Source organism: Bacillus sp. AFS041924, assembly GCF_002577195.1.
GTDB lineage: Bacteria > Bacillota > Bacilli > Bacillales > Bacillaceae_G > Gottfriedia.
Genome location: NZ_NULG01000020.1, coordinates 41515 through 54096, shown reverse-complemented (window position 1 = coordinate 54096; position 12582 = coordinate 41515). Strand labels below are relative to the sequence as shown.

Below are 12582 nucleotides of genomic sequence, written 5' to 3'. Positions count from 1 at the left end.
AAATGGAGGATCACATTTATGAGAGAAGTAGTTATTGTTGATGCTTTAAGAACACCTATAGGTAAAAGAGGTGGCAGCTTTAGCGAAACAAGACCTGATGACTTAGCTGCGATTGTACTAAAGGAATTAGTAAGTCGAAATGAATTTGATCCGAAAGAAATAGATGATGTTATTATGGGCTGTGTTACACAAATTGGGGAACAAGCTGGCGATGTTGGTAGAATTGCAGCTTTATTGGCGGGTCTACCAATTGAAGTTCCCGGTGTTACCATTGACCGTCAATGCGGTTCAAGCCAACAATCTGTCCATTTTGCATCGCAAGCAATTTTAAGTGGAGATATGGACATAGTCATTGCAGCTGGTGTAGAAAGTATGACGCGTGTACCAATGTTTTCAAATTTAAAAGGATCAAAATGGAATGAAAATCTAACAAGTATGTTCGGTGAATTTAACCAAGGGATTTCAGCAGAACGCATAAATGAGAAGTGGAACATTAGTCGAAATGAGCAAGATGAATTTGCTTATAATAGCCATCAAAAAGCATTAAAAGCGATGAAGCAAGGCTATTTTGAAGACGAAATTGTTGACGTTTCTGTTCATAATCAAGAAGGTGAACTTGTTAAAGTTACAAAAGATGAAGGACCGAGAGAGAACTCATCAATTGAAAAATTAGCTACTATAAAACCAGCATTTATCGAAACTGGTTCGGTTACCGCTGGTAATGCAAGTCAAATTAGTGACGGTGCAGCAGGACTACTTTTAATGAGTAAAGAAAAAGCTCATCAATTAGGATTTAAGCCAAAGTTTAGAATAGTTGGGCGAACTGTAGTGGGATCAGACCCTCAATTAATGTTAACAGGTCCAATTCAGGCTACTCAAAAAGTTCTACAAAAATGTGGTTTAACAATCGATCAAATCGATTTGTTTGAAATAAATGAGGCATTTGCTACTGTTCCTTTAGCATGGCAAAAAGAACTTGGAGTTCCATTTGAAAAATTAAATATTTTCGGTGGAGCGATCGCATTAGGTCACCCACTTGGTGCTAGTGGCGCAAGGGTAATGGTTACATTGTGTAACGCCTTAGAAAAAACAGGCGGACGCTATGGATTACAATCTATTTGCGAAGGTCATGGTATGGCAAATGCAACAATTATCGAGAGAATAAATTAATAACTTACTTCAAATTGGGGGATTTAAAAAATGAATATTCGTGAAAGCATTGCAATCGTTACAGGTGGAGCATCAGGTTTAGGAGCAGCTACAGTAAGAATGATCGTAGAAAACGGTGGGAAAGCAGCTATTTTTGACTTAAATGAAGAGAGAGCTTCTAGCTTAATTTCAGAATTAGGCGAAGACAAAGTTTGTTTCGAAAAAACAGACGTATCTTCAGAGGAGAGCGTAAAAACTTCGATTTCAAATGTTTTAACTAAATACGGTTCAATCAATACTTTAGTAAACTGCGCAGGTATTGTTTTAGCTGAAAAAGTAATCAAAAGAGACGGGATACACTCTTTAGAATCATTCCAAAAAATTATTAATGTAAATTTAGTTGGTACATTTAACGTTATTCGTTTAGTAGCTGAACAAATGATTACGAATGAACCAAATGAATTTGGTGAAAGAGGAATTATCATTAATACAGCTTCAGTTGCGGCGTTTGATGGTCAAATGGGGCAAGCAGCTTACGGTGCATCTAAAAGTGCAGTAGCTGGAATGACATTACCAATTGCAAGGGATTTATCAAGATATGGCATCAGAGTCATGAGCATTGCTCCTGGTATTTTTGAAACGCCAATGTTTGATGTTTTACCAGAAAAAGCTAGAGAATCATTAGGAAACATGGTTCCATTCCCATCACGTCTTGGTAAGCCATCAGAATATGCACATTTAGCGAAAAGCATTGTTGAAAATCCTATGTTAAATGGTGAAGTAATCCGCTTAGATGGTGCAATTCGTATGCAACCGAAATAAGTAAGACAAGAATTAGAGGCAGGAAGAGCAGGTAAATACTTGCTCACCTGCCTTTTTTCTTTTTTTAATGCCTCTGTTAATATTAATTGTCGATTTTAGTTAAATTCGAGACTAATNNGAAACTTTAGACCCCGGAGGGAGGCTAAGGGAAGCGAAGTACCTGGAATGGAAAATCAACATTCTTTTTTTGCAAAGCCTTTTTAATAGAAATAAATTGATTCATAAATAGTAGAGACGCTTAAACAAAAAAATGCTAATTATAAAAAATATATATGGATATTTATGTCATTTTTTTCAAAAAATACTTTTATGCCAAACAACAATAAGAGGAAGATATGAAAAAAATATTAAAATTCATTTTTAAAACTTTAGTACTGTTATTCTCGTTATTGGTCATTTTATTTGCATTAAATGAAATTGAAATGGAATATGCTCAAAAAGAAAATATTTATGCAAAAAAGCCTATAACTTATCCAATGGGAAATAGCGATTTGTCTATTTTTTTGAATGGCAAAAAATTAAATAAACAATTATTTGATGACATTAGAAATGCAAAAAAAGAAGTGCATATCTATTTTTTTTCTGTATCGAATGATCGAGTATCACATGAATTTCTAGATATCTTAAAAAAGAAAAGTGACGAAGGAATTCCAGTATATTATGCAGTCGATCGTTTAGGTGGAATTTTATTAGAACGGAAAGAAAGAAAATCTTTAATTGATCATGGAGTCCATTTTACTTATTTTAATAAACCTAAATTGTCTTATTTTTTTGCATCAATAAATAACCGAAATCATCGTCGAATGACGATTATTGATGGGGAAATTGGCTATATTGGTGGATTCAATATAGGTAAAAAGTATATAGATGAAAAAAAAGGATTAATACCATGGGAAGATGTTCAGCTTCGTTTAGTAGGGAGTGGTGTTGAAGGGTTAGAAAAGCAATTTGTACATGATTGGAGAAAAAATTCAGACCAAAAAATTACACAAATGGAGATCAGTAAAAAGGTTGGGAAAAGCCAACATCAATTTGTTTCTTATACTAAAATAGGGATCGATAAAGAATATAGTAAATTGTTTAAACAGGCAAAACATTCGATTACAATCTATTCCCCTTATTTTATACCTAATAATAAACTCATCTGGAATACATTAAAAGATTCTGCAAATAATGGAATTGATGTAAAAATATTATATTCACATAAGTCAGATGCACTTTTAGTAGAACAAGCAGCAATCCCATATATAAAGCAAGCCTGGAAAAATAATATTAAAGTATACGGGTATAAAAAGGGTATTTTTCACGGTAAGGTTATAAAAATTGATGATAAGGTCTTAATGATCGGCACAGTGAATTTTGATTCACGGTCATTTCATTTAACGGATGAATTAGATTGCTATATTTATGACCAACAATTTATTAATCAAGTTGAACCAAAATTAGCCAATGTATTTAATCATGCTTTTGAAATTACGCCTGCCTATTTGAAAAGCTTACCTTTTAAAGATCGAATTAAGGAAAAAATAGCGAAAGTATTTGAGTTTTATTTATAACCTAGATCAATTCATTTAACTAGTTGTACTGTATTTTTATTTATAGAATACAATAAAAAAATAATGAAAGATTAATCATGGAAAATGGTTAATCTTTTTTTATTTTCAATTATTTATAAAAATACAATTGATTTTATATTTATTCATATTTATAATGGGGAATATAATTTTATAAAAGGGGATATTAAAATGAAAGTCGGTATTATGGGAGCAACTGGTTATGGTGGTCTAGAATTAATTAGATTACTTTCAATGCATCCGGAAATAAGTGGTATGAATTTTTATTCAACATCAGATTATACTGAAGATTTGTCTGCGTATTATCCACATTTGCCTACAAATACTAGTGGGCCAATAAAAAAGTGGAATAAAAATATATCAGTTTCTGAAAATGATATTTTGTTTTTTGCGACACCCCATGGAGTTAGTAGTGAATTAGTGGAAGAGATTGATTTTTCAAAAACAAAACTAATTGATTTATCAGGAGATTTCCGTTTAAAGAAAGAAGAAACATATCAAAAATGGTATAAACAAACACATCCTTGTTTTGCAAAAACAAACGAATTTACTTATGGACTATCAGAACTTAATCGAGAAGCTATTATGCAATCGAATCAAATAGCTAATCCTGGATGTTATCCAACAGCTACATTATTAGGAATCGCACCATTATTAAAAGCTGGAATTGTTGCGAAAAATTCAATCGTGGTAGATGCGAAATCTGGAATTTCTGGTGCTGGAAAAACCGCGAATCAAATTACTCAATTTATGAATCGAAATGAGAATTTAACGGCGTATAAAATAACTGAACATCAACATATACCTGAAATCGAACAATTTATTGGATCAATTGATTCAACTCAGGATTTTATTTCGTTTACTCCACATTTGATTCCAATGACAAGGGGCATTTTGTCAACAATCTATGTTAATTCAACACGTGAAATTAGTAACGAAGAAATAAAAGAAATATATAACCAAAGTTATGAAGATTCCTATTTTGTAAGAGTAAGAGACGGGATCCCTTGTACAAAAGATGTTTATGGTTCTAATTTTTGTGATTTATACGCAACTTATGATGATCGTACAAATCGAATCACTATCGTTTCTGTCATTGATAACCTTGTGAAGGGTGCTGCAGGTCAAGCGATTCAAAATATGAATATTATGTTAGATTTACCAGATGAAACGGGTTTACAATTTTCACCAATATTTCCTTAAGGAGAGATAGAAGTTGATTACTAAAGAAAAGAATATAAAAAAAGTAAATGGAACAATTACATCACCAAATGGTTTCTATGCTTGTGGAGTTCATGCAGGTCTACGTTATAAACGTAAAGATTTAGGATTAATTTATTCAAAAAAGCCTGCTTCAGTTGCGGCAGTTTACACATTGAATTTATTTCCAGCTGCTCCAATTAGTATGACGAAAAAAAGTATTGCATATAGTAATAAGCTTCAGGCTGTTTTAGTAAATAGTGGTTGTGCAAATGCGTGTACAGGTAAAAAAGGAGAGGACGATGCCTACTTAATGAGAGCTTGGTGCGCAAAACACCTTAATTTACCAGAGCACTTAGTCGCTATCGCATCGACTGGCGTAATTGGTGAATATTTAAAAATGGATCGATTAAAAAGCGGCATTGATAATTTAACGCTTGGAAATAAGTTAGACGATGGTGAAGATTTTGGTCAGGCCATCTTAACAACAGATACTGTGATTAAAACGACTTGCTATGAAGTTATGATAGACGGCAAGATTGTTACGATTGCTGGATCTGCTAAAGGCTCTGGGATGATTCACCCAAATATGGCAACTATGCTTGGTTTTGTAACAACTGACGCTACGATTAGTTCAGATCAATTGCAAGCGTTATTAAAAGAAGTGACAAATAAAACATTTAACCAGATTACTGTTGATGGAGATACTTCAACGAATGATATGGTTTTAGTGATGGCAAATGGAGCAGTAGAGCACGAGGAATTAACGAAAACTCATCCTGATTGGGCAAATTTCGTTGCCGCATTTCAATTAGTTTGTGAGGATTTAGCTAAAAAGATTGCTAGAGATGGTGAAGGGGCAACTAAGTTAATAGAAGTTAATGTAAACGGTGCATCAAATCAAAAGAATGCAAACCAAATCGCTAAAACGATTGTAGGGTCAAATTTAGTAAAAACAGCGGTTTATGGAGAAGACGCAAACTGGGGAAGAATTATTGGTGCTATTGGATATAGCGGCATTGAAGGAAATTTTAATCAAATCGACATTTCCATTAATGGAGTAACTGTATTATTTGGTAGCAAGCCAGTTGAATTTGATGAAGAAGAAGCAAAAAACGCTTTGAAAAATGAAATTGTTTATATTGATGTCCATTTACACGATGGAGATGCAGCTGGTACTGCATGGGGATGCGATTTAACTTATGATTATGTGAAAATAAACGCAAGCTATCGCACATAAGGGGGAATTGATCAATGGAAACAGTAGTCATTAAACTTGGAGGTAGTTTAATCCATAACTTATCAAATACATTCTTTGAAAATATAAACCAATTAAAAATGAGCGGCAAAAGGGTCATCCTTGTACATGGTGGGGGACCACTAATTAATAGCTTATTAGTAAAATTCTCGATTCCAATAGAAATGGAAGACGGCATTCGTAAAACTTCAACCGAGGTATTAGAGATTGTAGAATACGTGTTAAACGGAAAAATAAATAAGGATTTAACGATTATATGTAATCAGTATAATTTAAAAGCGATTGGACTATCAGGATGTGACAATCTATTATTAGAAGCTTCACTTTTTAATAAAGGAAAATTAGGCTGGGTTGGCGAGATTGAAGAAGTAAATACGAAACTATTAGATTTATTACTTAGTAATGATTATGTACCAGTTATCTCACCTGTAGGAGTAGATAAAATTGGTCAAAAATATAATATTAATGCAGACGAAGCGGCCAAAAGTATTGCCAAGGCAATGAATGCGGAATTACTCTGTTTTATTACAAATTCAAATGGCGTCTTGGATCAAGAAAATAATTTAATTCAAGAGATTACCCCAAGCAAGGTTGAACAATTAATCGATGAAAATACAATTTATGGTGGTATGATCCCAAAAGTGACAAGTGCTTTAAATGCATTAAATGTTGTAAAGTCAGTTGCAATTGTTGGTGAGAATTTCTTAAATGAAAATGGAACGATTAACGGTACAGTTTTTACAAAAGGAGTTGTGTTAAGTGAGTAATTTATTCCCTACTTATCATAAAAAAACAATTAATTTTCTTATTGGAAAAGGTACTTACCTGTTTGATGACGAACATAACAAGTACTTAGATTTTTTAAGTGGTATTGCTGTTTGTAACTTAGGTCATTGTCATCCTAAAGTTGTAAATGTATTGAAAGAACAAGTAGAGTCAATTTGGCATGTATCAAACTTATTCACAATTAAAAAACAAGAAGAGCTAGCTGAAGTTTTAGTAAAAAGCTTTAAGGATGGATTAGTATTTTTCTGTAATAGTGGCACAGAAGCAAATGAAGCAGCAATAAAATTAGCAAAAAAGCATACTGGTAAATCGCATATAATTAGTTTTAAACAAAGCTTTCATGGTCGTACATTTGGATCAATGGCTGCTACAGGTCAGTCAAAAGTTCATGAAGGTTACGGCGAAATGTTAAGTGGTTTTACATATGTACCATACAATGATTTAAATGCTTTACAAAATGAAATTAATGAAAATACTGGTGCAATTATTTTGGAGGTAATTCAAGGTGAAGGTGGTGTAATCGTTGGTAATAATGATTTTTTTGAAGGGGTTCAAACTCTTTGTGAAAAACATGAATTATTACTCATTGTTGATGAAGTACAGACCGGAGTGGGCAGAACAGGAACAATGTTTGCCTATGAACAAACTCCATTAAATCCAGATATTATTACGTTAGCAAAAGGCTTAGGGAACGGCTTTCCCGTTGGGGCAATGCTTGGCAAAAATAAATTAGCTAGTACGTTATCACCCGGTTCGCACGGTTCTACATTTGGCGGAAATTATTTAGCAATGGCGACAGCTTTTGAAACAATTAATATTATTAACGATCATACATTTTTAAATGATGTAAAAGATAAAGGAACTTATTTATTTGATAAATTAACTGAAGTAAAAAATGAGTTTCCTCAAATTTTAGAAATACGCGGTAAAGGGTTAATGATTGGGATCGAGTTAACTCTTCCAGTTGATCAATTAGTTAATCAATTTTTAATAAATGGTTTAATCGTTGGTACTGCGGGAGCAAATGTACTTAGGTTATTGCCACCATTAAATGTATCTTTTGAAGAAATAGATGAAGCAATCCAAATTATGAAACAAGTACTTTCTGCCTATTTTTTAAATAGCCAAGTAAAATAACATAAGGTAAGCAAAAACTAAGAGGCATGCATGGACATATACCATGATGCCTCTTTTTGTTTAGGGCTATTTGACTATTTGTAAAAATAGATTGAAAGTTGCATTAATTTTTTAGATAATGGAATAATCACTATGATTGGGGGCGGAAGTAATATGTACCATATTCGTGTAAGAGCATGTGCATTAATCGTTGAAAATGATTCAGTTTTATTAATTCAATTTACAGATGAGGACGGGATTCATTACAACTTACCAGCTGGTGGAACCGAACCTGGTGAGACAATTATTGAAGCGGTAAAAAGAGAGGCTTTTGAAGAAGCAGGTGTAGAAGTTGAGGTCGGAGATTTAGTATTTGTTTCTGAAAATGCACCCCATATGACTGGACATAAAGTACATGGATTGAGTTTAATGTTCCGCTGTCATATTAAAGAAGGCTCAGTCCCAACTCTGCCAATTAACCCAGATCCAAATCAAACTGATGTACTGTGGATTCCAATTAATGAATTAGACAAAATCGTCTTATTTCCTAATATTAAAGATCAAATTACTCAATATGTTAAAGGTGAGTATCAAAATAATCGATTAATTGAAGAGTACAAACTAAAAGAACAACTTATTTAAAACTACTTTTGTATAATAAGAGTTGAGATCCCTTTAGGAAAGATTGCAAAAAAAGCAGTGGACTTAACTTTTTTTCTTTTTTAAGCTCACTTCTATTTTCTGTCAATCATTAAAAATATTCTTTGAGAAAAGAGTGATTAATTGATAAAACTACCAGAACAATTTATTAAAACAATTAAAGATATTCATAAGGAAAAAGGAGAAATATGGTTAGAGAATTTTGAAGACTTATGTAAAAAATGCGAAATTCGATGGAATATGAAAATTTTATCTCCTTTTGAATTATCATATAATTTTGTAGCTCCTATTATCATTGATGGGCAGTCAAATGCTGTAATCAAGTTAGCTGTACCCAACGCGGAATTTAATGATGAAATCGAAGCATTAAATGAATGTAAAGACGCTGATTTTGTTAAAGTCATTGATTCTGACCCCGATGAAGGAATCCTAATTTTAGAACAACTTCTGCCTGGCAATACACTTGCTTCAATCGAAAATGAAGAAGAGGCTATGTTAATAGCAGTTAAAGTCATGAAAAATCTTTGGAAAAAACCAACAACATTAACTAAACTACCCACTATTTTAAATAGAGAAAAAAGCTTTAGCCGAATTGTTGAGAAATTTCCTAATGGCATAGGTCCATTTTCAAAGGACACGCTATTAGATGCGTTTTCTACTTTTAAAGAAATGAATAAATCTCAAACAACCCAATACTTACTTCATGGGGACTTACACCACTATAATCTATTAAATGCTGGAGAAAATACATGGAAAGTAATAGATCCAAAAGGTTTAGTAGGTGAAAGAGAATATGACCTTATCCAGTTTCTATTGAACAATTTAGAAGGAAAAGATATTTCAAAAACACTAGAAAGACGAATTGAACGATTAGTAAACGAATTGGATCTAAATAAAGAAAGATTACTACTATGGGGCTATTCACACGCAGTACTATCAACATGCTGGAGCTTAGAAGACGAAGGGACTTATAATGAATACTTTTTTAATGCTATAAATATTTTTAAACAATTACATAAAAAATTATATTCATGCTAAATTAGCATCTTTCTCTGAAAACCTGTACCTCTTCAATGATCAAGTCAAAGATAGATTAGTAGAGCTGCTTCACGCAAGAAAGCTTATTAAAAAAATGTACAAAAAAGAAGAACCTATTTTGATCAATTCAAAAAGGTTCTTCTGCTGTTATTTCCCTAAAACATGTTCAATTAATCCATAACTCCAAAAACCTAATAAAGCTAAACTACTCGCTAAAATGATATAGGCAATAAAGATTTGCCATTTTTTACGATTACTAGAAACATAGTAGGTTTCTAAAGTCTCTTGTTGTTTTACTAAAGGCGCAATTCTTTTATGTCTAATTTCTTCTATCTTTTCATCAATATAATTTCTCCAGTCCAAGTCCGGTTCGTTGATGCGTGAACGAACTGATCGAATGATATAGTTAATTTCATAACGCTCTTTATGTATTTCTAATTCTAATTTCTTTTTATCTTCAAAAAATGGGATAAAGAAACGTTTATTAAAATTCCGATCAGAATACAAATTGAAAATACCAAATTGAAATTGTTTAATCGTATGCTCATAGAGCTTAATTTTTTCTTTAATGACAGTTAACTGGTAAGCTTCACGAATCCTTTTAATAAAAGTCGTAATGCCTAAAATAATAATATAAAAAGCAATAAAACTAGGCTGATAAAATAAAAACACTAACATTATCATAATACCAATAAACCAAAAAATTGGTGGTAAAACACTTAAAATTCTACCGCCATCTAAAGGAGAAAGCGGAATTAAGTTAAATAAATTTAATATACAGCCTAAGGCAATTACTAATCCAAAAAATTCATTATGTGTGTAATAATAGAGCGGAATTGCAGGTAAAATTGAAATTAATCCTACTAACGGACCACCGAATGCTACGTAAGATTCCGTTACTGCATCTTTTGGCATTTCCTTAAGTGAGATGACTGCTCCGACAAACGGAATAAAAAATGCTGGTGAAGTTGGGAGCCCCTTTTGTTTTGCAGCAATTAAATGTCCACCTTCATGACAAATTAATAAATAAACGAGTGCGAATGCAAAATACCATCCAAACGTAAATCCGTAAACAAATAAATATAATAACATACTTAAAAAAGATAAAAATTTTGCAGCTTTTAATAGTGGTAAAATTAGCTTTAATTTAGTAGCAATTAATGCGAATACAACCCCAATTCGTATTAACGACTTTTTCGTTTTACTATTGATTATAGGTTGTGCCATTCGTTATCACCTTCTCGCAAATTATGATATGATTATGTAGTATTAAAATTATATCATTAAAAAATATTTGTTTGATAGAATTAAAGTAAAATAGGTCTTTTTAACGATGAATTTAAGGATTAAATAATAATTTAAATCAAATAATTGGTTAAAAAGAAGTTTTTTTATAGAATAATTAATTTATATGAAAAACGAATAACGAAATTAACTAAGGATTGATAAAGTAATGAATATATATGGGATGATTAAAGAAGTAGCTGAAACGAAAAGTAAAAACTTAGCTTATATTTATAATGGAAACAAAACAAATTATGAAGACCTTATTTCATCATGTGAAAACCTGGCTCAACTATTGAAAGAAGAAAAGATTGAAAAAGGAGATAAGGTTGCAATATTACTCGGAAATTCTCCAGACTTTATTCAAGTATACCTAGCAATATTAAAACTCGGTGCGATTGTAATTCCATTAAATCCAGCTTTTACGGAAAGTGAAATTAGTTATATATTTAAAGACTCCCAAGCTAGACTAGTAATCTCTACTAGTGATCAGAAGGAAAAGCTTAAAAAAGTTAAAGAACAGTGTTCTGCTTTATTAAATATTATTTTAATAGATGAACCGAAAGAGACAATAAAAAATCATATAGATATAATCGAAATTCAACAAGATGATACGGCAGTTATTTTATATACATCCGGTACAACCGGTAATCCTAAAGGGGCAATGTTGTCTCATAAAAATTTAATTGAAAATGCTAATGACTTTACAAAATTAATAGAATTAAGTGAAGATGATCGAATGATTTGCGTCCTTCCTATGTTTCATTCATTTTGCTTAACTTTATGTGTAAATATGATTTTCTTAAATGGTGCATCAACGATCATTATTCCTAAATTTCATCCAGCGGATTTAGTTGAAATTATTAAAAAAGAAAAAGCGACTTTAATTGCAGCAGTACCGACGATCTATAATTATTTATATCAATTAAACAGTGTAACAGCAAAAGATTTTAGCAGTTTAAGAGCCTGTATTTCTGGTGGTGCCTCGATTCCGATTGAATTATTGCAGTCAATTCAAGAAAAATATAATATTTTAATTGTAGAAGGCTATGGATTATCGGAAACAGCCCCTGTTCTTACTTTCAACCCATATCGAGGGATTTGTAAGCCAGGATCAGTTGGACTTGATCTGCCTAGTGTAAAGACAAAAATTGTCAATGAAAATGGAGAAGAAGTTCAAACGGGTGAAATAGGTGAAGTTGTTGCCATCGGTCCGAATGTAATGCGTGGCTATTTAATTAAAAAAGTAGAAACTGCCAAAGCATTTAGTAATGGTTGGTTTAAAACTGGCGATTTAGGTAAAAAGGATAAAGAGGGTTATTTATTTCTTTTAGACCGAAAAAAAGACGTCATCATTACAAATGGATATAATGTTTACCCTAGGGAAATAGAAGAACGTCTTTATGAACATCCTGATATAAATGAAGCAGCGGTTGTTGGAAAACCTGATCAATTATTTGGTGAAAGTGTATGTGCATATTTAGTAGTATCAAATGATTTACTTACAGAAAGAGAGATTATTGATTTTTGTAAAAAAGCACTTGTTTATTATAAAGTACCAAAGCACATTTATTTTGTTAAAGAACTACCAAAAAATAGTACTGGGAAGATATTAAAAAGATTGCTTAAGTAAATAAAAAGAAGAAAGAAAGTTCAATATTAAAAATTGAACTTTCTTTTTTTGGTTAAAGCTCG

The 12582-nt window shown here is 31.9% G+C and carries 11 protein-coding genes; 10 read left to right on the top strand and 1 reads right to left on the bottom strand.

Annotated elements, in window-relative coordinates; genetic code table 11:
* Positions 1-18 precede the first annotated feature (18 nt).
* From COC46_RS07225 to COC46_RS07185, 9 genes are all read left to right on the top strand, one after another.
* The gene (locus tag COC46_RS07225; protein WP_098809067.1) at positions 19-1170 is read left to right on the top strand and encodes a thiolase family protein; all 1152 of its coding nucleotides are present in this window, start codon (positions 19-21) and stop codon (positions 1168-1170) included.
* Between the two features lie 30 nt (positions 1171-1200).
* On the top strand, positions 1201-1971 hold the full coding sequence (locus COC46_RS07220) for a 3-hydroxyacyl-CoA dehydrogenase (protein WP_098809066.1): 771 nt from the start codon (positions 1201-1203) through the stop codon (positions 1969-1971).
* Positions 1972-2306: 335 nt separating this feature from the next.
* Positions 2307-3527, top strand: coding sequence for a phospholipase D-like domain-containing protein (locus COC46_RS07215; RefSeq protein ID WP_098809065.1), 1221 nt, complete (start codon positions 2307-2309; stop codon positions 3525-3527).
* Between the two features lie 189 nt (positions 3528-3716).
* Positions 3717-4748 (top strand): N-acetyl-gamma-glutamyl-phosphate reductase, encoded by a 1032-nt coding sequence (argC, locus tag COC46_RS07210; RefSeq protein WP_098809064.1) that lies wholly within the window; start codon positions 3717-3719, stop codon positions 4746-4748.
* A 13-nt stretch (positions 4749-4761) separates the two neighbouring features.
* Positions 4762-5985 (top strand): bifunctional ornithine acetyltransferase/N-acetylglutamate synthase, encoded by a 1224-nt coding sequence (gene argJ, locus COC46_RS07205; protein ID WP_098809063.1) that lies wholly within the window; start codon positions 4762-4764, stop codon positions 5983-5985.
* Between the two features lie 14 nt (positions 5986-5999).
* Positions 6000-6770 (top strand): acetylglutamate kinase, encoded by a 771-nt coding sequence (argB, locus tag COC46_RS07200; protein WP_098809062.1) that lies wholly within the window; start codon positions 6000-6002, stop codon positions 6768-6770.
* A complete protein-coding gene (locus tag COC46_RS07195) occupies positions 6763-7926 on the top strand; it encodes an acetylornithine transaminase (protein ID WP_098809061.1) in 1164 nt (387 codons plus the stop codon). Before argB ends, COC46_RS07195 begins: the two co-directional genes overlap by 8 nt.
* 153 nt (positions 7927-8079) lie before the next feature.
* Positions 8080-8547, top strand: a complete 468-nt coding sequence (locus tag COC46_RS07190) for an NUDIX domain-containing protein (protein WP_098809060.1) — start codon at positions 8080-8082, stop codon at positions 8545-8547.
* Between the two features lie 141 nt (positions 8548-8688).
* On the top strand, positions 8689-9603 hold the full coding sequence (locus tag COC46_RS07185) for an aminoglycoside phosphotransferase family protein (RefSeq protein ID WP_098809059.1): 915 nt from the start codon (positions 8689-8691) through the stop codon (positions 9601-9603).
* 147 nt (positions 9604-9750) lie between these two features.
* Here the strand turns inward: COC46_RS07185 and COC46_RS07180 are convergent, their stop codons facing one another.
* Positions 9751-10830, bottom strand: a complete 1080-nt coding sequence (locus COC46_RS07180; protein WP_098809058.1) for a site-2 protease family protein — start codon at positions 10828-10830, stop codon at positions 9751-9753.
* Between the two features lie 226 nt (positions 10831-11056).
* Here COC46_RS07180 and COC46_RS07175 point away from each other — a divergent pair, with 226 nt between their 5' ends.
* A complete protein-coding gene (locus tag COC46_RS07175; protein ID WP_098809057.1) occupies positions 11057-12520 on the top strand; it encodes a long-chain-fatty-acid--CoA ligase in 1464 nt (487 codons plus the stop codon).
* Positions 12521-12582: the final 62 nt, after the last annotated feature.

What these genes read in the sequence shown, in the direction of transcription:
- COC46_RS07190 (WP_098809060.1), top strand. Translation starts at nt 8,080, where the DNA reads ATGTACCATATTCGTGTAAGAGCATGTGCATTAATCGTTGAAAATGAT.
- COC46_RS07180 (WP_098809058.1), bottom strand. Translation starts at nt 10,830, where the DNA reads ATGGCACAACCTATAATCAATAGTAAAACGAAAAAGTCGTTAATACGA.
- COC46_RS07215 (WP_098809065.1), top strand. Translation starts at nt 2,307, where the DNA reads ATGAAAAAAATATTAAAATTCATTTTTAAAACTTTAGTACTGTTATTC.
- COC46_RS07225 (WP_098809067.1), top strand. Translation starts at nt 19, where the DNA reads ATGAGAGAAGTAGTTATTGTTGATGCTTTAAGAACACCTATAGGTAAA.
- argC (WP_098809064.1), top strand. Translation starts at nt 3,717, where the DNA reads ATGAAAGTCGGTATTATGGGAGCAACTGGTTATGGTGGTCTAGAATTA.
- COC46_RS07175 (WP_098809057.1), top strand. Translation starts at nt 11,057, where the DNA reads ATGAATATATATGGGATGATTAAAGAAGTAGCTGAAACGAAAAGTAAA.
- COC46_RS07220 (WP_098809066.1), top strand. Translation starts at nt 1,201, where the DNA reads ATGAATATTCGTGAAAGCATTGCAATCGTTACAGGTGGAGCATCAGGT.
- argB (WP_098809062.1), top strand. Translation starts at nt 6,000, where the DNA reads ATGGAAACAGTAGTCATTAAACTTGGAGGTAGTTTAATCCATAACTTA.